Source organism: Streptomyces cylindrosporus, from assembly GCF_022698165.1.
In the GTDB taxonomy this organism is placed as follows: domain Bacteria; phylum Actinomycetota; class Actinomycetes; order Streptomycetales; family Streptomycetaceae; genus Streptomyces; species Streptomyces cylindrosporus.
Map to the genome: position 1 here is coordinate 53,209 of NZ_JALDAY010000023.1, position 18,367 is coordinate 71,575.

The window sequence follows — 18,367 nt, forward strand, 5'->3', positions numbered from 1 at the left end:
GGGACGCGGCATTTTCAGCCATGCCCGCAGAAGAGGCGCGCGGCCCGCACGCGTGACCCGCACAGGAACGAGGCACCAGATGACCGACCCCGTGACGCTGGACGGCGAGGGCAAGATAGGCGAGTTCGACGAGAAGCGCGCCGAGAACGCCGTACGCGAACTCCTGATCGCGGTCGGCGAGGACCCGGACCGAGAGGGCCTCAGGGAGACGCCGGCGCGGGTGGCGCGGGCGTATCGGGAGCTTTTGGCCGGGCTCAGGCAGCAGCCTGAGGATGTTCTGACGACGACGTTCGATCTGGGACACGACGAGATGGTCCTGGTGAAGGACATCGAAATCGTGTCTTTGTGCGAGCATCACCTGCTGCCGTTCCATGGCGTGGCTCATGTCGGGTACATTCCGGCCGACACCGGCAAGATCACCGGTCTGTCGAAGCTGGCTCGCCTCGTCGAGGTGTTCGCGCGGCGCCCGCAGGTGCAGGAACGACTCACCACCCAGATCGCCGATTCGCTCATGCGGATTCTGGAGGCCCGCGGCGCAATCGTCGTCATCGAGGCCGAACACATGTGCATGTCTGTGCGGGGCATCCGCAAGCCTGGTGCCAAGACCACGACATCGGCAGTGCGTGGTCAGCTTCGGGACGCTACGACCCGTGCCGAGGCGATGAGCTTGATATTGGCGCGCTGACCCGATTGTCAGTGCTGCTCGGTACGGTCCTTGATCAGTGATTCGGTCGCTGATCAAGGGGGGGCGCGGGTGGGTTGTGGGTTGCCCAGCAAGCAGACGGTCAACGCCGTCGGCGGACGAAAGCAGGCGCGTGACGTACGGGCCGGTTGCCGTCTGTGGACGCTGGACGGGGAGCGAACCGTTCAGACCAGCGTGGTCGAGGTGACGGCGGTCAAGGCGCGCGAGGTCCTGGACGTCGTAACCGACCATCTGACATTCACCGTGGCGCCGGACCAGATGCTCGGGACACCCGACGGGTGGGTGCATGCACGGGACTCTCAAGGAACCGTGCTTGCGTGGACGCCCGCGCGGAAACTGTGTCGTGAGCGGCTGACGATCCGCCCGGGCTACGAGTTCGGCTACATGGTCGGGGCCACCTGCTCGGACGGGACGGTGGGCGGCAATTACGTGTCCCTTGTCGTCAATGACATGGGCTTCGCCTCGCGCTTTGCGGCGAGCCTGACAGCAGCGACCGGGCTGCCCGCGCGGCTGGAGGCGGTGACGCGGCCGTCGGGTTACCTGGAGCGGGATCTGCCTGGTTTCCGAGTGCGTGTCGTCTCCTCGTACCTGGCGGATCTGATGAGGCAGTACGTGGGCGGCGACGCGCATCACATGCGACAGCGCTTACCCCGTGTCGTGCTCCGGAATCGGGAGACATTCGAAGGCTTTCTGGAGGGCTACACCGACGGCGACGGATACCGGTCCAAGACTTGGCGCGGTCGCTTGCTCGTCAGCGCCAACGTGCCCTTTCTCTCCGAATTGGCGCAGGTGATCGGCGCGCGATTCACACCCCGTACCGATGGACCGGCGTCCCACCTCGTCGTGGCCGACAGCTGGACCTCTCGTGTGGCGTTCGAGCCCGAGCAGCACCCACTGCAGCTCAGAGAATCCACCTGGGTGGAGGTGCACGAGGTTCGTCCGCGCAGGGCGGACGGCCAGAAGCCGTTCACCCTCTACAGCTACCGCCTCGACCCCCACCCCGGCTTTCTGGTCAACGGACACCTCGCCCGCCAACCCTGGTGACGCTCAGGCCGGAGACGCCGCGCCGTTGTTGTGTTCGTCGTCCTCCGGGAGTTTGCAGACTCGCTCCAGGAAGATGGCCGCCGCTATGACCGCGATGCCCGCCACGACCGAGAAGCCGGCGTAGATGGCCTGGTCGCGGCGGGCCGGGATGTCCAGGAGTTCCAGGAGGAAGACGCCCGTGCCGCCGTACATGCCGGCGACGAGGGCGGCTACCAGGGCGCTGGCCTGGCCGAAGACGACCGCGCGGGCCGCCATCAGGGGGTCGACGCCCTTGGCCTCGGGGCGGCGCTCGCGCTGGGCCCTGAAGCGGCCGCGCAGCGAGAGCGCCGTCGCCGTCAGCACCACGGCGATCAGGGCGAGGACGATGGGGGCGGCCAGGGGGACGCTGGGGAGGGTCCCGATCGAGTTCCAGAGGCGGGCGCCCGCCCAGGACAGGACTGCGGCCACGACGAACACGCCGGCCAGCACCCTGATGCGCAGCTCTCTCACGGTGTCCCTTCAGCTCCCCCGGTTTCCGCGGACCGTGTGTCCTGCGGGCAGTGGTCCTCGTGACCTTTCGTCCTGACCTTAACGACTACTCGGGCAGGTGGAGTTCCAGGTCCTTGCGCGGGACCACGCCGTCGCGGGTGACGGTGTCGAGGAGGTCGCCGACCCGGCCGCGGCCGGGCAGCGAGGCCTCGGGCTCCAGGTCGAGCCAGGGGGCGAGGACGAAGGCACGCTCGTGCGCGCGCGGGTGGGGGAGGGTGAGCTGCGGGTCGTCGGAGACGACGTCGGCGTACGCGACGATGTCGACGTCCAGGGTGCGCGCGCCCCAGCGCTCGTCCCGTACGCGGTGGAAGGCCTCCTCGATCGCGTGCGCCCGCTCCAGGAGCGAGGACGGGGGCAGGGTGGTCTTGAGCACCACCACCGCGTTGAAGTACGACGGCTGGCTACCGGGCTCGACGCCCCACGGCTCCGTCTCGTACACCGGGGAGACGGCCTTGATGCGGACGCCGGGGGTGTCCTCCAGGGCGTCGATGGCGCCCTGGAGGGTCTCCAGGCGGTTGCCGAGGTTGGCGCCGAGGGAGATCACCGCCCGTTTCGGGTTCTGGAGGGTCGTGTCGGCGGCGTCGACCTGTTCGACGACGGAGGCGGGCACCGGCTGGACGGTCGGGTCGACGGGACCCTGCGTGAAGGACGCGGTCATACTCGGCTCCGGGTGATGGTGACGGTCACGTCGTCGAAGGGGACCGTGATCGGTGCGTCCGGTTTGTGGACGCAGACCTCGACCTCCTGGACCCCGTCGTGCTTGAGACAGGCCTGGGCGATGCGCTCGGCGAGTGTCTCGATGAGGTCGACGGGCTCGCCCTGGACGACGGCCACGACCTCCTCCGCCACGATGCCGTAGTGCACGGTCTTCGCCAGGTCGTCGTCGGCCGCGGCCGGCCGGGTGTCCAGGCCGAGCACGAGGTCCACGATGAAGGTCTGGCCCTCCTCGCGCTCCCTGGGGAACACCCCGTGGTGCCCGCGGGCCTTGAGGCCGCGCAGCGCGACACGATCCACGCGAATCACTCCTGCAATCGTCGGTTGCGGCCGGTCTCTGCCGTGTGCGGGCGGCACACCGGCCTCGAACGAATCTACCTGCGGGCACTGACAGGGCCGGGCCACGGGGGCGCGGGCCCGTACCGGGGCCAGGAGGTTTCATCGCGTGTTTCCCCTGGGGAACCCGGTGGCTCATGGGTTGGTAGCCGCCCCTACCCAGGTGGTCGTGATTCCAACCACTTCTTGGTCCCGGCGGGTGCCTGTGGGGCGTCCGCGGGTGTCTTCGAGGGGGCGCCTACCCCGTCAGGAGGGGGTGTCCTCGTCCTCGGCCTCGTCGTTTTCGGCCAGAACCGGGGAGGCGTGGTGGGACCAGAGCTTCCAGCCGTCCGGGGTACGGCGGAACACGTTGGTGGCGACCACCAGCTGGCCGACGAGCGGTCCGAGCTCCTCGCCGCCCTGGGGGGCGGGGCCGCCGCTGAGGATGTTCTCGGTGCAGGTCACCAGGGCGGTGTCGCCGGTGACGGAGACGTGCACGTCGGTGAGGAAGAACTGGATGTAGTCGGTGTTCGCCATGATCAGCGCGTACGACCTCAGGACCTCGCCGCGGCCGGTCAGCACCGGCCAGCCGGGGTGCACGCAGGAGATCACGCCGGCGTCGGCCGGGTCGTGGTACTCCTCGTCGACGCCCAGGTCGGCCGGGGTCAGCCAGAGGGACGAGAGCTCCTCGAAGTCACCGCGCTCCATCGTCTCGTAGAAGGCGGTGTTGGCTGCCTCCACCTGCTCGACGTCGGTGTGGGGGGCGCTCACCGGGCTCCTTCCGAGCCGGGCGTGTGGTCTGTGGGGTGCGCCGGGCTCGGTGCGTGCGCGCCCGGCGCGTAGTGGGAGCTTCGCGCCCCGCTTGCGGTGGTCGCGCCCGGCGCGGGATGAGCGTCATGCGCCCCGCGCGTAGTGGTCGCGCCCGGCGCGTTCTCCGCCCCGCGCGCCTCCTCCACGGCGCGTGCGACCCGTACCGCGTCCGCCGTCGCGCGCACCTCGTGCACGCGCACCGCCCATGCGCCGGCGTGCGCCGCGAGCGCGGAGACGGCGGCCGTGGCGGCGTCGCGCTCGCGCGCGGGAGGCGGCGCGCCCTCCGGGCCGGCGAGGACGCGCCCCAGGAACCGCTTGCGGGAGGCGGCGACGAGCAGGGGGTGGCCGAGGGCGAGCAGGCGGTCGAGGTGGGCCAGCAGGACGAGGTCGTGCTCGGCGTCCTTGGAGAACCCGAGGCCCGGGTCGACGACGATGCGGTCGGGGGCGACGCCGCCGGCCAGGACGGCCTCCACGCGCGCGTGCAGTTCGTCGACGACTTCGGTGACGACGTCGTCGTAGACGCCCTTGACGTTGCCGCCCTCCAGGAAGCCGCGCCAGTGCATGACGACGAAGGGGGCGCCGGTCCCGGCCACGACGGGGATCATCGCGGGGTCGGCGAGGCCGCCGCTGACGTCGTTGACGAGGGCGGCGCCGGCGGCGAGGGCGCGTTCGGCGACGGAGGCGCGCATGGTGTCGACGGAGACCGTGACGCCTTCCGAGGCGAGGCCGCGGACGACGGGGACGACCCGCTTGAGCTCCTCGGCCTCGTCCACGCGGGTGGCGCCGGGGCGGGTGGACTCGCCGCCGACGTCGACCAGGTCGGCGCCCTGGGCGACCAGCTCCAGGCCGTGCTTGACGGCGGCCGTGGTGTCGAAGAAGCGGCCGCCGTCGGAGAAGGAGTCGGGGGTGACGTTCACGACTCCCATGACCGCGCAGCGGTCCCATTCCGGAAGGCCCGCGACGCGCCCGCGTCCGCTCTGCTTGCTCATGCGTTCAGCCTAGGCCCCGGACCGGCTCCGAAGCCGCCGCGGCCCGGGCGCGGGCTCCCCGGGCCGGTGGGGCGGGGCCTGCGTCCGGGCCTGTCCTCGGTTCACGCCGCTCGTACGTCGCGCTCCGCGACGGCGTGCGTGCACGCGCGCGGGGCGGACCTGCGGCGGCGCAGGAAGCGCGGCAGGGGCAGCGCGAGGTTGACGAAGCCCTCCGCCTGCATGGCGGCGAAGCCGATGCGCGGCAGGTCCGCGGAGGCGCGGTAGACGACGAAGCGGGGCTCCCAGCGCGGGCGGAACTTCGCGTTGAACTTGTACAGGGACTCGATCTGGAACCAGCGGGAGAGGAACACCAGCAGGCCGCGCCAGGCGCGCAGCACCGGACCGGCGCCGATCTTCTCGCCGCGCGCGAGTGCCGAGCGGAACATGGCGAAGTTGAGCGACACGCGCGTGATGCCGAATTTCGGGGCCGCCTGGAGGGCGGCGACGATGAGGAGTTCGTTCATCCCGGGGTCGGCCGAGCGGTCGCGGCGCATCAGGTCGAGGGAGGCGCCGTCCGTGCCCCAGGGCACGAAGTGCAGGATCGCCTTCAGGTCGCCGTACTCGCCCGGGTGTTCGTCGGCCTTGTGGGCGGTGGCGATGAGGCAGTCGCCGTCGGAGGCGTCGCCGATGCGGCCGAGCGCCATGGAGAAGCCGCGCTCGGTGTCGGTGCCGCGCCAGTCCTCTGCGGCCTGCCGGATGCGCTCCAGTTCGGCGTCGCCGAGGTCACGGACACGTCGTACCCGGGTTTCGTAACCGGCGCGCTCGATGCGCTTGACCATCTGGCGCACGTTGCGCATCGCGCGGCCGGCGAGGGAGAAATCCGCTACGTCCACCACCGCCTCGTCGCCCAGTTCGAGGGCGTCGAGGCCGGTCTCGCGGGTCCACACCTCGCCGCCCGTCTCCGAGCAGCCCATGACGGCGGGGGTCCAGGAGTGCGCGCGTGCCTCGTCCATGAAGCGCTCGATGGCGCCGGGCCAGGCCTCGACGTCGCCGATGGGGTCGCCGCTGGCGAGCATCACGCCGGAGACGACGCGGTACGTCACCGCGGCCTTGCCGCTGGGCGAGAAGACGACCGCCTTGTCGCGGCGCAGGGCGAAGTGGCCCAGCGAGTCGCGGCCGCCGTGCTTCTCCAGCAGGGCGCGCAGGTGGGCCTCGTCCTCCTCGGTGAGCCGCGCGGCCGGGTGTTCGGGCCGGAAGGCGAGGTAGATCGTCGTAACGGCCGTGAGCAGGCCCAGGGCGCCCAGGGAGAAGCCGACGGTCCAGGAGGTGTCGCCCTGGTAGTCGACGGGCCCCTCGAAGCCGAACAGGCCGTACAGGACGTGCGTAATGCGATCGGCCAGGCTCGGGTCGCCGACCATCCGGTTCGGGTGGACGCTGACGATGATCAGTCCGAGGACGAGGGAACCGGCGCCCATGAGGACGAAGTTGGCGAGCGCGCGCCACCTGCTGCGCGGGTCGGGCAGCGCCTTGAACTGGTCCCGGTGGCGCACCAGGGGTGCGAGCAGCGCCAGCGAGATGAGCACTCCGATGAGGGAGTGCCGGTACGTGAACTGCGCCACGGCGCCCGCCGGAAGCAGTACCACCGCGGCCCGCCAGGCGCGCCGCTTGCCGCGCCTGAGACCGTGCGCGAGCAGCAGCAGGAGGATGCCGGCGCTGAGCGACAGCGCGGCGGCGAACGGGCCGAACGCGCCGGGCAGCACCTCGGCGAGGGTGTGCATACGGCTGTGCCTGAAGCGCGGGAAGACGCCCGCGGCGATGTCCAGGACGCCTACAAGAGCGCAGGCTCTGGCGACGAGGACGGGGACGGCCTCGGGGCGCGGCCCATGCAGCATGCGCCGCTCAGTGTGTGATCGGGAGGGAACCCCGCCCGACATTTCCTCATCTGTCCTGACAGACATCGCATCCCGTAGTTCTGCGAGAGACCTTGGATCCGGTACCGATTCGGGCATCCGGCGACATTGCGCCCTCTAGGACGGTGTCACGGCAGGAGAGGTTCACTCCGCTTCTCAAAGCCGTTTCAAAGGCCGGGGAAAGTCCCGGACAAGCCCTCGCGAAGGTGCGGGGGAGACGGGCGAAACCGCAGGCAGGAAGCAGGTCATGGGTCTTACGAGCAACAACGTGCTGTGGTTGGCGGTCGCGTTCGCCGTACTGCTGTTCGTCGGCACGGTCTGGCTGTGGCCGCGGCTGGCGCGGCGGAACTGGCGGGCCGTCAGCGGACGCGTAGGCCTGCTCCTGGGCACCCAGCTCGCTCTCTTCATGTCGCTCGGTCTCGCCGCCAACCAGGCCTTCGGCTTCTACGCGAGCTGGGCGGACCTGTTCGGCCGGGAGAAGGACCAGGGTGTGGTCGTCAACCACACCGCGCTGGGCGGCAGCGGCGGCCCCCTTCAGGTGGTCGACACGGCACGCGTGCGTGGAGCGGGCGGTTCCCCCGGTGCTGGGCCGCGGACCGGCGGGCAGATCCAGAAGGTCGACATCGTCGGCCGTACGACCCACATCGCCACGCCCGCGTACGTGTACCTGCCGCCGGAGTACTTCCAGCCCCAGTACCGCACGCGTACGTTCCCTGCCGCGGTCGTCCTCACCGGATATCCCGGCACCGCCGAGGCGCTCGTGGACAAACTGCACTACCCCGCAACGGCCCAGAACCTCGCCAAGAGCGGCCGTATGCAGCCGATGATCCTGGTCATGCTGCGGCCCACGGTGGCGCCGCCGCGGGACACCGAGTGCGTGGACATCCCGGGCGGGCCGAAGACGGAGACGTTCTTCGCCAAGGATCTGCCCAACGCCGTACTCGCGCACTACAGGGTGGGCAGGAAGCCGGGCAGCTGGGGGATCATCGGCGACTCCACCGGCGGCTACTGCGCGCTGAAGCTCGCGATGCACCACCCTGGGGCGTACGCGGCCGCCGCGGGCCTTTCGCCGTACTACAAGGCGCCGATCGACCCCACCACGGGTGATCTCTTCCACGGCGACAAGGGGCTGCGCAATCGCGCCGACCTGTGGTGGTGCCTCAAGCACCTGCCCCCGCCGAACACTTCACTGCTCGTCACCAGCAGCCGGATCGGGGAATCCAACTACAAGGCGACGCTGAAGTTCATAGGGCGAGTGGAGGCCACCAAGCTGACCCGGATCTCGTCGATCATCCTGGATAGCGGCGGCCACAACTTCAACACCTGGCGGCGGGAGATTCCGGCGACGCTGCAGTGGATCAGCGGGCGGCTGAGCGACCGGTGACCGGTGTTCCGGAAGTTGACGATCTTGCCGAATTCGCTGCGGAAGAATTCCTGATGCCCTGTGAACGTTTCGGTATGGCTGTGTTTTTACGGGGCGGGGAGCCAACAGTCGCCTACGCGCGGTAAGTTTCTGGCCATGCCACGTGGACGTCACCGCCATTCACCGCCCTTGCACAGGCTGCTGCCCCCGTCGGCGATCGCAGGCGTCTCCCTCGTCTGCGCCTTCGGCCCCTGGGTGTTCACGGAGTCGGCCGTGCTGCGCGTCATCGCAGCCTTCGCCGCGGCGACGGCGGTCGTCGGCGCGGCCGTCATGCGCCGCTGGGACGCGCAGGCCGGCAAGCAGGTCGCCGACCTCACGCGCGCGCGTGCGAGCGACGAGTGGCGGCACGAGGAGCGGGTCGCGGAGCTGGAGACCGACCTCGAGGAATCGCGCGAGCTGCGCGCCAAGCTGGAGCAGCGGCTGCGCGCCAAGCGCTCCGAGCTGGCCGGGCTGCGCAACGAGCACGCGGCCCTGCTGCGCCGGTACGCCACCGCGGAGACCGAGCGCGCGAGCGCCCTGGAGGGCCGCCGGCTGCTGGAGATAGAGGCCGGTGCCCCGACGACGCCCGCGCTGCCGCCCGTAGCGGCGGACGAGACGGAGCCGGCGGAGGCCGAGGCTGTGGCTGCCTCGGCGGACGAGACCGAGGCCGTGGCCGACCTGGCGGAGGAGGCGGAGGCGCCGGAGGCCGACGAGGAGCCGGAGGCTCCCGCGGTCTTCTCGCCCGAGGGTTCGAAGCTGTTCCTGCGGGCCGGCGCGGCGCTGAAGAAGCTCGACAAGGACGGCGACGCTTCCCCGAAGGCCGCCGACGCGGTGGCGGGGGAGGACGAGGCCCGGGCGGACTTCGAGGACGACGGTGACTTCGAGGCCGACGCCGAGGTCGAAGGCGGTGCTGAGGCCGGCGGTGACGTCGAGGCCGAGGCCGACGACGAGGAGGCGGCCGCTTCCGGCGAGAGTGCTTCCGAAGACGGGGCTTCCCCCGAGGACGACGGCTCCCCGAAGGGCGGCGGTTCACCCAAGGGCGACGGCCGGTCGAAGCGTGACGGCGCCCCCAAGGGCGCGCCCGTGACGGCGCACAACGGTGCCGCGGCGAGCCAGGCGCCCGCGCCCGCCGAGGGGACCGCACCCGCCGCGCAGACCGCCCCCGCGGTGGCCGAGGCCGCCGCGAGCGGTGGCACCGAGGCGGCGGCGCAGGAGGACGAGGCGCAGGGGCAGCCCGAGGCGGTCGACGGGCATGAGCGCGCGGCCGCCACGACTCCGGCCCGTTCGGCCCAGCCCGTGCAGCAGCCCTCGGGGCACTTCGTCGCACCGACCGCGGTGGCCGTCGTACCGGGCACGCCCGCGCGGCGCCCGGCGATCCAGGGCGGCTTCGACTTCTTCGGCAACAAGAAGGAGCCGAACCCGGCGGCCCTGGACGCCGTCCAGAACGAGGACCTCGCCGACGTGGTCGGCCAGGAGGCCCTTGCCGTCCACAAGGCGGAGGCGGAGGCCGAGTTCAAGCCGGCCGACGAGGAGGCCCGGGGCGTGGGCCAGGTGATCGACCTGACGGCCCACGACGAGACGGAACAGATCGACCTGCAGGGCCTGCGGAGCGCGGTTTCCTGACACCGGGTGGCGGGGTGCTCGCCGGTCGTCGTACGACACCGGCGGCGCGCCCTACGACGCCATCCACCGGTCCGGCCGGGCGTCCCGGCGCCCCGTCCGCGACCGCTCCGACTGCCCCCGCAGCAGCTCCGCCGCCTCCTGCGCGTCCCTCAGACGGGCTGTGACGGTCTTGTTGGCCCCCGTGTCCACATGGACGTCGGCGAGCCGCCACAGCCGCTCCCAGGGCCCCTGGGCCAGCCGTACGCTCTGCACCTTGGCGTGCGGCACCAGCGCCAGGCTCCGCTTCAACAGCCCGTGCCGCGCCGCGAACACCGTGTCGGTGACCGCGAGCCCGTAACCACGCCACCACAGGGGCACGCACCGTCCGGCCCGCCGCGGCGGCCGCGACAGCGCGGCGGCGGCCGGCACGGTCACCCCCGGCAGCACGCGCGCGACGACGGCCTCCGCGACCTCGCGCGGAGCGACCGGCACGAGCACCGAGTTGGACGAACCGGCCACGTCCAGCTCCACCCGCACCCACCCGCGCCGCCGCCACAGCAGCGGTTCCACGATCCGCACGGTCTGCACCCGCCCCGGTGGCACCGTCTCGTGCGTACGGTCCAGCAGCCCGTGGTCGATGCGCAGCCCGTCCGGCGACTCGCCCACCGTCCAGTCGTACTCCCCGACGAAGCGCCCCACGCTGCTCGTGGCCGCCGCGCCGAGCAGGGGCACGCCGGTCGCGAGGACCGTCCACACGCTGTGGGTGGCGAGCCACAGGACCGGTGGCACGACGAGCGCGGCGGCCAGGGAGCCCCAGGTGGCGCCCGTCAGCACGAGGGAGATCGCGAGGTGCAGCGGGGGCGTGCGCAGCAGAACCTGCGCCGGCGCTTCCCCGACTTCGTGCGCCGTCTCGGGCGCGAACCCGGCGGCGCGCGCCAGCAGTTCCGCGCGCAGCGCACGCGCCTCGCGCTCCCCCAGGAAGGCCAGTTCGTCCTTCTTGTCGGTGCCTATGACGTCGAGTTTCAGCTTGGCGACGCCCGCCACGCGCGCGAGGAGCGGCTGGGTGACGTCGATCGCCTGGATGCGCTCCAGCCGGATGTGCGCGGTACGGCGGAACAACAGGCCGGTACGGATGCGCAGTTCGGACTCGGTCACCGCGAAGTGCGTAAACCACCAGGTGAGGAAGCCGTACAGGGCGGCCGCAGGGACGAGCACGGCGAGGGCGATGAGCAGCGTGGTGGCCGTCAGTCTGGTCAGCTGCCGCTGCGCCTGGTCGGGGTCGTGCACCGCCCACCCGATGAGCACCGCGACCGGCGCCCACGCCCGCCGAAGCGGCGTTATGGGATGCAGCCGACGCTCGGTGACGGGTTCCTTCGCGCGTACGGCGTCGTCGACGCCCGGCGCGGTCACAGGCCCGCCGATCGGGCCTCGCCGAGCTCGGTGAGCCGGTCGCGCAGCCGCTCCGCCTCGGCCGGATCGAGACCCGGGATGGTCGCGTCGGTCGCCGCGGCCGCCGTGTGCAGCTGCACGCTGGCCAGCCCGAAGTGCCGCTCGACGGGCCCGGAGGTCACCTCGACCAGCTGCATGCGCCCGTACGGCACGACGGTCTCCTCGCGCCACAGCACGCCCCGGCTGATCAGCAGGTCGTCGGCGCGCTCGGCGTACCGCCAGGAGCGCCAGTTGCGGCCCAGCAGCACCCAGCCCCAGGCCATGAGCGCGAGCGGCAGCAGCGCGAACGCCGCCCAGCCGGGGCCAGCGAGCAGACCGAGTAGCAGACCCAGAGCGAGGGCGATCAGCCCCAGCCACACCACCAGCAACAGCCGCCGCATCCGCAGCAGCCCCGGCGGCAGCCCGGTCCACACCGGTTCTGCCGCCTCGTCCCCCGTCGTGCCCGTGCCGCGCGGGCTCCCCGTCTCCATACGGCCAGCGTACGTAGGAGAGACTGTGTCCATGACTCCCACGACGGAGACCATGGTCGGTATCGGCGGCGCCGCGGAGAGCACCGACATGGTGCTCAACATCGGGCCGCAGCACCCGTCCACGCACGGCGTACTCAGGCTGCGCCTGGTGCTGGACGGCGAGCGCATCACGCACGCGGAGCCGGTGATCGGGTACATGCACCGCGGCGCGGAGAAGCTCTTCGAGGCGCGCGACTACCGCCAGATCATCATGCTGGCCAACCGGCACGACTGGCTGTCGGCCTTCTCGAACGAGCTCGGCGTCGTCCTTGCCGTGGAGCGCATGCTCGGCATGGAGGTCCCCACGCGCGCGGTGTGGACGCGCACGCTGCTCGCGGAGCTCAACCGGGTGCTCAACCACCTGATGTTCCTCGGCTCGTACCCGCTGGAGCTCGGCGGGATCACGCCGATCTTCTACGCCTTCACGGAGCGCGAGGAGCTCCAGCACGTCATGGAGGAGATCTCCGGCGGGCGCATGCACTACATGTTCAACCGCGTCGGCGGCCTCAAGGAGGACCTGCCGGCCGGCTGGACCACACGCGCGCGTGCCTCCGTCGCGGCCCTGCGCTCCCGCATGGACCGCTTCGACGACCTGGTGCTCGGCAACGAGATCTTCCGGGGGCGCACGCGGGGCGTGGGCGCGCTCGCGCCGGAGACCGTGCACGCGTACGGCGTGAGCGGGCCCATCGCGCGCGCCTCGGGCGTCGATTTCGACCTGCGCCGGGACGAGCCGTATCTCGCCTACGGGGAACTGCAGGACACTCTCAAGGTCGTCACCCGGCAGGAGGGCGACTGCCTCGCCCGCTTCGAGTGCCTCCTGGAGCAGACGCACAACTCCCTCGACCTCGCCGACGCCTGCCTCGACCGGCTCGCCGAACTGCCGCCCGGCCCGATCAACCAGCGCCTCCCGAAGGTCCTGAAGGCACCCGAGGGCCACACCTACGCCTGGACCGAGAACCCGCTCGGCATCAACGGCTACTACCTCGTCAGCAAGGGCGAGAAGACCCCGTACCGCCTGAAGCTGCGCTCGGCCTCGTACAACAACATCCAGGCCCTCGTGGAACTCCTCCCCGGCACGCTGGTCGCGGACATGGTGGCGATCCTGGGGTCGCTGTTCTTCGTGGTCGGGGACATCGACAAGTAACGGCAAGTAACGCGGGAAGGCAGGGCTCTCTCATCCCGCGAGTGGGTCCGGAATTCCTACCGGCTGGAGCAGCCAGCCGAAGTCGCCCAGGCCGCCGGGGGCGGTGAGTTCGGCGGCTTCACCGGCGCTCGCGAGGGCGCGTACGTAGGCGGCGGGTTGTGCGGTCGCGAGCGCGAGCGGGGGGCGTGCGCCTGCGATGCCCAAGGCGCGCAGGGCGTCGCGCTGGCGCAGGAGGCGCGCGCGGAAGCCCTCGTGCGCGGTGTTGAGCGCCGCGCACGCCCCTTCGCTCGCGCCGGCGCCCGCCCTACCTACCGCGCCCCCACTTGCCTTCGCGCCCTCACGGGTTTCCGGGCCGCCACTTGCCTTCGCGCCCCCACGGGCTTCCGAGCCCCCGCGGGCTTCCGCGCCCCCACGGGCCTCCACGCCGCTGCTCGCCTCCACGCGCCCACTCGCCTCCACACCCCCACCGACCTCCGCGCTCCCACTTGCCTCCATCGCTCCACGAGCCGCACAAGCATCCAGCGCCACATGCGCCGTGATGTCGCACGACCCGTCCGGCACGGGCGCCGTCTCGCGCCCCGCGCGAAAGCCCGTGAGCGTGCCGAACAGGGGGCGCGAATCCGCGGAGTGCGCGTAGTCCACGGCGACCGCGAGCCCCCGCTCCACGGCCGAGACCGCGCCCGCCCAGGCCTCGTCCCGCGGCAGCCCGATCTCGGCTCGGAGCCCTTCCTCGTCCGGCAGCGGCCACCACCGCGCCAGCCATCGCGCCTCCGCGCCGCCGACGGGCTCCCCGAGGCGTTCGGTGCCGTCGCGGCGTACGAGAACCCGGCGCGCCACCCCCTCGCCGTCCACCTCGGCGACCTCGACCGGGACGTTGTCGAGCCATTCGTTGGCGAACAGCAGGCCGGTGATGCCGGATGGCGGTGATGTGCGCCACTCGATGCGTGTGTCGAGGGTCTCGGGGCGGTCGGCCAGTTCGACGCCGTACGCACGCACGCGTGCCGTCACGTCGGCGGGCAGGGCGGCCAGGACGGCGGTGACCAGTTCGCCGCGGCCCGCCGCCATGTCGACGAAATCGAGGCGCGCGGGCCGGTCCAGGGCCTCGTCGACCCGGCACAGCAGCCGGGCGACGGCCTCGGCGAACAGCGGGGAGACGTGCACGGACGTACGGAAGTGGCCGGCCGGGCCCTCGGGGCGGCGGTAGAAGCCGCCGGGCCCGTAGAGGGCGGCCTCCGTCGCCGTCCGCCAGCCCTGCCACTCGCCCGTCGTCTCACCCGTCACCGGCCCAGGCTAAGCGCACAGAGGAACGGAGCCTCCACCTTGCGGAGTATGCGCGCGGGGTGCGGATCGGTCCTCCGGTTGACCCCTGCACGCATCACGCTTCCCTACTCTGGGTTACGTGCAGCGCCTCTATGACTTCCTTCGCAGACACCCGACCGGGGTCGACACCTTCTGGGCCGTCATCCTGTTCGGGATCTCGGTCGCCGGAGGCATGTCCGTCCGTGGTGAGAACGGCCGGGGCAGCGACTCGCCGGCGCTGATCGTTCCGATCGTGCTGCTGCTGTGCCTGGTGATCGCGCTGCGTCGCCGTATGCCGGAGAAAATGCTGCTGCTGACGATCGGGCTCGGCGTGGCGCAGGTGGCGCTGAACGTCGCGACGACGCCCGCCGACTTCGCGATGCTCGTGATCGTCTACACGGTGGCCGCGACGGGCGCCCGCTGGGCCTCCCGGCTGGCGCTGGCCACGGGCCTGGGCGCGGCCGCCGTGGCGCAGCTGCGCTGGCCGAACGAGCAGAGCAGCGCACTGGGCAACCTCGCGATAGTGATCTTCCAGACCGTCCCGTTCGCGCTCGCCTGGGTGCTCGGCGACTCCATCCGCACCCGCCGCGCCTACTTCGCGCAGCTGGAGGAGCGCAACGCCCGGCTGGAGAAGGAGCGCGAGGCGCAGGCGAAGGTCGCGGTCGCGGCCGAACGCGCCCGGATCGCACGCGAGTTGCACGACGTCGTCGCGCACAACGTCTCGGTGATGGTGGTGCAGGCCGACGGAGCCGCCTATGTCCTCGACACCGCCCCCGACCAGGCGAAGAAGGCCCTGGAGACGATCTCGTCCACCGGCCGCCAGGCCCTCGCCGAGATGCGCCGCCTGCTCGGCGTGCTGCGCACCGGCGAGCACAAGGAGGTCGGCGAGTACGTCCCGCAGCCGGACGTCGAGCAGATCGACGAGCTGATCGAGCAGTGCCGCACCTCGGGGCTGCCCGTCGACTTCAAGGTGGAGGGCACCCCGCGCCCGCTCCCCAGCGGCGTCGAGCTCACCGCGTACCGGATCGTGCAGGAGGCCCTCACCAACACCCGCAAGCACGGCGGGCCCAACACGGGCGCGAGCGTGCGGCTGGTGTACTTCGACGACGGGCTCGGCCTGCTCGTCGAGGACGACGGCAAGGGCGCGCCGCACGAGTTGTACGAGGAGGGCGGCATCGACGGGCAGGGGCACGGCCTCATCGGAATGCGCGAGCGGGTCGGTATGGTCGGCGGCACCCTGGACGCGGGCCCGCGCCCCGGCGGAGGATTCCGCATCAGCGCGCTGCTCCCGCTCAAACCGGCGCATTGACGTCGACGCACGCCCCCTGTTGACACCTGTAACAACCCCGGTGCACGTACACAACCCTTGTGGACGCGACAACCCTCGTACACGGAGATGGAAGAGGCCCCGATGACGATCCGCGTGATGCTCGTCGACGACCAGGTGCTGCTGCGCACCGGGTTCCGGATGGTGCTCGCCGCGCAGCCGGACATGGAGGTCGTCGCGGAGGCGGGGGACGGCGTCGAGGCCCTTCAGGTGCTGCGCTCGACGGACGTCGACGTCGTACTCATGGACGTGCGCATGCCCAAGCTGGACGGCGTGGAGACCACACGGCGCATCTGCCAGGAGCCGAACCCGCCGAAGGTGCTCATCCTGACCACCTTCGACCTCGACGAGTACGCCTTCTCCGGGCTGAAGGCGGGCGCCTCCGGCTTCATGCTCAAGGACGTGCCGCCCGGTGAACTCCTCACCGCCATCCGCTCGGTGCACAGCGGCGACGCGGTGGTGGCCCCGTCGACCACGCGCCGCCTCCTGGACCGGTTCGCCCCGATGCTGCCCAGCGCCGGCAAGGAGCCGCAGCACAAGGAGCTGGAGCGGCTCACCGACCGCGAGCGCGAGGTCATGATCCTCGTCGCGCAAGGCCTGTCGAACGGCGAGATCGCCGCCCGGCTGGTGCTGTCCGAGGCGACGGTGAAGACCCATGTCGGCCGCATCCTCACCAAGCTGGGGCTGCGGGACCGGGTCCAGGTGGTGGTCCTGGCGTACGAGACGGGCCTGGTGCGCGCGGGCGGGCACGGCTGATCCACGGGCGCGTGACCCCCGTGTAACCGGTGGCCACTAGGGTCTGCGCATGCTCCTGTGGATCAACGGCCCTTTCGGGGGCGGCAAGACACAGACCGCGCACGAGCTCCAGCGGCGCCTGACGGGCAGCGTGATCTGCGACCCCGAGCACGCCGGTTTCGGTCTGCGCCGCACGCTCCCGCCCGAACTGCGCGGGAACTTCCAGGACCTGGCCTCCTGGCGGCAGGGCGTGGTCGAGGTGCTCGACCTGGCGCTCACCAAGCACGAAGGGGTCGTGATCGTGCCCATGACCGTCACGGACTCCGGCTACTTCGAGGAGACCGTCGGCCGGCTGCGGGAACTCGGCCACGACGTACGCCACTTCACGCTCCTCGCCCAGCGCGAGACCGTCCTGCGGCGGCTGCGCGAGCGCGGCTTCGGGCACCTCCTTCAGTACGTCGCCGGGAAGAACGCCGGTCTGGGACGCGAGACCTGGGCCGTGCAGCAGCTCGACCACTGTCTGGAGCGGCTGCGGGAGCCGGAGTTCGCCGAGCACCTGTGGACCGACCACTCGACCGTGCCGAAGACGGCGGACCGCATCGCCGTCCTGGCCGGCCTGACGCTGCGGCCGAACAACGAAGGCGCCCTGCGGACCCGTCTGCGGCAGGCGCGGGTGGGGATCCGGCACATCCGCTTCGACTGACGGCCCGGCTGAGGGCTCAGCGCAGGATGCCCTCCAGGAAGTCGCTGCCCAGCCGGGCGACCACGGATATGTCCAGCTGGTGCTGGACGTACCGGCCGCGGCGGCGGGTGGTGACCAGGCCCGCCTTCTTCAGGACGCCGAGGTGCCGGGATATCTCCGGGGCCGTCATGCCGTGCGCCTGGGCCAGCTCGCTCGTGGTGTAGGCGCTGCGGGCCAGATAGCGGCACATCCGCATCCGGACCGGGTGGGACAGCGCCGTCATCCGCAGCGCGAGCTGCTCGACGGACGGCGGGGCGGCCAACTCCGGGGAGCCGACCGGGTAGTGCAGCACGGGCTGCCAGCCGGGCCGGTACAGGACGGCGAGGTGGGGCCAGCCGAGACTGGTCGGTACGAGGAGGAGCGCGCCGTCACCCGTGGTGGTGCGGCCCACGCTCAGCTTGTCGACCGTGATCTCGGCGGCGGCCTCGTCGAGCGTGACCGCCGGGGACGCGGCGGACAGCGCCTCGGCCAGGCCCTTGCGGCGCAGGAGCTCGGTCTTGTGGCGGGCGTCCGCCGTGAGCTGGTGGCGCAGCCGCGACCAGGCCTCCGCGAAGAACGCCTCGTCGCAGTCCTCCAGGAACTGCCGCAGCCAGGCCCGGATCTTGGGCGGGTCGGTCAGCAGCAGCTCGGTGAACCGCTCCTGGCGCGGGCCGCGCGCGGCGGCCAGGTCCAGGGCGCGCCGGCCCAGCGCGGCGTCGACGAGCCAGCCGGCCCCGACGCCGTACGACATGGCGCAGCTGAACTCCAGTGCCGCGTCGACGAACTGCTCGTCCGTCAGCTTGTCCAGCAGGTCCAGCTCCTCGGCCAGCGTGGCACCCGGCACGGCGCCGCCGGGGAGGCCCGCGTACGGCAGGAACAGGTCCGAGAACGTCGTCGTCCACAGGAAGTCGGCGTCGCACATCCGGTCGGCCAGATGCGGGTCGAGGCCCGCGCTCACGCCCGTCACCCAGCCCTGGAGCCCCGGGTGGTGCCCCGGCTCGGACAGCGCGTGCAGCGCCATGCCGAGCTCGGCCAGGGGGGAGGGGACGACGGCGACCCTCTCCGGCCGCAGCCCCGCGATGTCGATGCGCACGCTCATGACCTCATGGTGCACCCCGCCACTGACAGCGCCCTCCCCGATTGACGGCGCCCGTCAATCGACGCGACTTCCCCGCCGTACCGGCGCA

General features: G+C 71.7%; 18 protein-coding genes. 8 read left to right on the forward strand and 10 right to left on the reverse strand.

The annotated features are described in order from the left end of the window. Window positions 1–79 precede the first annotated feature (79 nt). Together folE and MQP27_RS48975 are read left to right on the forward strand one after the other, a co-directional pair. Window positions 80–685: a GTP cyclohydrolase I FolE gene (gene folE, locus MQP27_RS48970; protein ID WP_242778453.1), complete on the forward strand. Its 606-nt coding sequence runs from the start codon at window positions 80–82 to the stop codon at window positions 683–685. Window positions 686–766: 81 nt separating this feature from the next. Then, window positions 767–1,747 carry a hypothetical protein gene (locus MQP27_RS48975; RefSeq protein ID WP_242778455.1) on the forward strand — a complete coding sequence of 327 codons (981 nt, stop codon included), beginning with the start codon at window positions 767–769 and terminating at the stop codon, window positions 1,745–1,747. A 3-nt stretch (window positions 1,748–1,750) separates the two neighbouring features. Here the strand turns inward: MQP27_RS48975 and MQP27_RS48980 are convergent, their stop codons facing one another. The 6 genes from MQP27_RS48980 to MQP27_RS49005 form a co-directional block, all read right to left on the reverse strand. Next, the gene (locus tag MQP27_RS48980; protein ID WP_242778458.1) at window positions 1,751–2,236 is read right to left on the reverse strand and encodes a DUF3180 domain-containing protein; all 486 of its coding nucleotides are present in this window, start codon (window positions 2,234–2,236) and stop codon (window positions 1,751–1,753) included. Window positions 2,237–2,321: 85 nt separating this feature from the next. After that, a complete protein-coding gene (gene folK, locus MQP27_RS48985; protein WP_242778460.1) occupies window positions 2,322–2,933 on the reverse strand; it encodes a 2-amino-4-hydroxy-6-hydroxymethyldihydropteridine diphosphokinase in 612 nt (203 codons plus the stop codon). Continuing rightward, window positions 2,930–3,289, reverse strand: a complete 360-nt coding sequence (gene folB, locus MQP27_RS48990) for a dihydroneopterin aldolase (protein WP_242778463.1) — start codon at window positions 3,287–3,289, stop codon at window positions 2,930–2,932. The genes folK and folB overlap by 4 nt, the downstream gene beginning before the upstream one ends. 282 nt (window positions 3,290–3,571) lie before the next feature. Next, window positions 3,572–4,075 (reverse strand): nuclear transport factor 2 family protein, encoded by a 504-nt coding sequence (locus MQP27_RS48995; protein ID WP_242778466.1) that lies wholly within the window; start codon window positions 4,073–4,075, stop codon window positions 3,572–3,574. Next, window positions 4,072–5,103 carry a dihydropteroate synthase gene (gene folP, locus MQP27_RS49000; protein WP_242778469.1) on the reverse strand — a complete coding sequence of 344 codons (1,032 nt, stop codon included), beginning with the start codon at window positions 5,101–5,103 and terminating at the stop codon, window positions 4,072–4,074. The genes MQP27_RS48995 and folP overlap by 4 nt, the downstream gene beginning before the upstream one ends. A gap of 101 nt (window positions 5,104–5,204) precedes the next feature. Next, entirely contained in the window at window positions 5,205–7,016 is a 1,812-nt protein-coding gene (locus tag MQP27_RS49005) for a phosphatidylglycerol lysyltransferase domain-containing protein (RefSeq protein WP_242778472.1), read from the reverse strand. Window positions 7,017–7,239: 223 nt separating this feature from the next. Here MQP27_RS49005 and MQP27_RS49010 point away from each other — a divergent pair, with 223 nt between their 5' ends. Both MQP27_RS49010 and MQP27_RS49015 read left to right on the forward strand, forming a co-directional pair. Continuing rightward, a complete protein-coding gene (locus MQP27_RS49010) occupies window positions 7,240–8,376 on the forward strand; it encodes an alpha/beta hydrolase (RefSeq protein ID WP_242778475.1) in 1,137 nt (378 codons plus the stop codon). Window positions 8,377–8,511: 135 nt separating this feature from the next. After that, window positions 8,512–10,017: a hypothetical protein gene (locus MQP27_RS49015; protein WP_242778478.1), complete on the forward strand. Its 1,506-nt coding sequence runs from the start codon at window positions 8,512–8,514 to the stop codon at window positions 10,015–10,017. A gap of 51 nt (window positions 10,018–10,068) precedes the next feature. Here MQP27_RS49015 and MQP27_RS49020 read toward each other — a convergent pair whose 3' ends face one another. Together MQP27_RS49020 and MQP27_RS49025 are read right to left on the reverse strand one after the other, a co-directional pair. Beyond that, complete coding sequence (locus MQP27_RS49020; protein WP_242778481.1) at window positions 10,069–11,406, reverse strand: PH domain-containing protein; 1,338 nt, start codon at window positions 11,404–11,406, stop codon at window positions 10,069–10,071. Beyond that, window positions 11,403–11,915 (reverse strand): PH domain-containing protein, encoded by a 513-nt coding sequence (locus tag MQP27_RS49025; RefSeq protein WP_242778483.1) that lies wholly within the window; start codon window positions 11,913–11,915, stop codon window positions 11,403–11,405. The genes MQP27_RS49020 and MQP27_RS49025 overlap by 4 nt, the downstream gene beginning before the upstream one ends. A gap of 31 nt (window positions 11,916–11,946) precedes the next feature. Between MQP27_RS49025 and MQP27_RS49030 the strand changes: the two genes are divergently transcribed. After that, window positions 11,947–13,098: an NADH-quinone oxidoreductase subunit D gene (locus tag MQP27_RS49030; protein ID WP_242778486.1), complete on the forward strand. Its 1,152-nt coding sequence runs from the start codon at window positions 11,947–11,949 to the stop codon at window positions 13,096–13,098. Between the two features lie 30 nt (window positions 13,099–13,128). Here the strand turns inward: MQP27_RS49030 and MQP27_RS51555 are convergent, their stop codons facing one another. Beyond that, complete coding sequence (locus MQP27_RS51555) at window positions 13,129–14,379, reverse strand: SAM-dependent methyltransferase (protein WP_242778489.1); 1,251 nt, start codon at window positions 14,377–14,379, stop codon at window positions 13,129–13,131. Window positions 14,380–14,497: 118 nt separating this feature from the next. Between MQP27_RS51555 and MQP27_RS49040 the strand changes: the two genes are divergently transcribed. The 3 genes from MQP27_RS49040 (at window position 14,498) to MQP27_RS49050 (ending at window position 17,162) form a co-directional block, all read left to right on the forward strand. Further along, a complete protein-coding gene (locus MQP27_RS49040; RefSeq protein WP_242778492.1) occupies window positions 14,498–15,706 on the forward strand; it encodes a sensor histidine kinase in 1,209 nt (402 codons plus the stop codon). Window positions 15,707–15,808: 102 nt separating this feature from the next. After that, on the forward strand, window positions 15,809–16,480 hold the full coding sequence (locus MQP27_RS49045; protein ID WP_242778495.1) for a response regulator: 672 nt from the start codon (window positions 15,809–15,811) through the stop codon (window positions 16,478–16,480). 49 nt (window positions 16,481–16,529) lie between these two features. Then, window positions 16,530–17,162: an AAA family ATPase gene (locus tag MQP27_RS49050; protein ID WP_242778498.1), complete on the forward strand. Its 633-nt coding sequence runs from the start codon at window positions 16,530–16,532 to the stop codon at window positions 17,160–17,162. Between the two features lie 16 nt (window positions 17,163–17,178). Here the strand turns inward: MQP27_RS49050 and MQP27_RS49055 are convergent, their stop codons facing one another. Next, on the reverse strand, window positions 17,179–18,279 hold the full coding sequence (locus MQP27_RS49055; protein WP_242778501.1) for a DUF5937 family protein: 1,101 nt from the start codon (window positions 18,277–18,279) through the stop codon (window positions 17,179–17,181). Window positions 18,280–18,367: the final 88 nt, after the last annotated feature.

Bases quoted from the DNA above. Each gene is read 5' to 3' on its own strand.
- folE (WP_242778453.1), top strand. From the start codon at position 80: ATGACCGACCCCGTGACGCTGGACGGCGAGGGCAAGATAGGCGAGTTC.
- folK (WP_242778460.1), bottom strand. From the start codon at position 2,933: ATGACCGCGTCCTTCACGCAGGGTCCCGTCGACCCGACCGTCCAGCCG.
- folP (WP_242778469.1), bottom strand. From the start codon at position 5,103: ATGAGCAAGCAGAGCGGACGCGGGCGCGTCGCGGGCCTTCCGGAATGG.
- MQP27_RS49005 (WP_242778472.1), bottom strand. From the start codon at position 7,016: ATGTCGGGCGGGGTTCCCTCCCGATCACACACTGAGCGGCGCATGCTG.
- MQP27_RS49010 (WP_242778475.1), top strand. From the start codon at position 7,240: ATGGGTCTTACGAGCAACAACGTGCTGTGGTTGGCGGTCGCGTTCGCC.
- MQP27_RS49015 (WP_242778478.1), top strand. From the start codon at position 8,512: ATGCCACGTGGACGTCACCGCCATTCACCGCCCTTGCACAGGCTGCTG.
- MQP27_RS49025 (WP_242778483.1), bottom strand. From the start codon at position 11,915: ATGGAGACGGGGAGCCCGCGCGGCACGGGCACGACGGGGGACGAGGCG.
- MQP27_RS49030 (WP_242778486.1), top strand. From the start codon at position 11,947: ATGACTCCCACGACGGAGACCATGGTCGGTATCGGCGGCGCCGCGGAG.
- MQP27_RS49045 (WP_242778495.1), top strand. From the start codon at position 15,809: ATGACGATCCGCGTGATGCTCGTCGACGACCAGGTGCTGCTGCGCACC.
- MQP27_RS49050 (WP_242778498.1), top strand. From the start codon at position 16,530: ATGCTCCTGTGGATCAACGGCCCTTTCGGGGGCGGCAAGACACAGACC.
- MQP27_RS49055 (WP_242778501.1), bottom strand. From the start codon at position 18,279: ATGAGCGTGCGCATCGACATCGCGGGGCTGCGGCCGGAGAGGGTCGCC.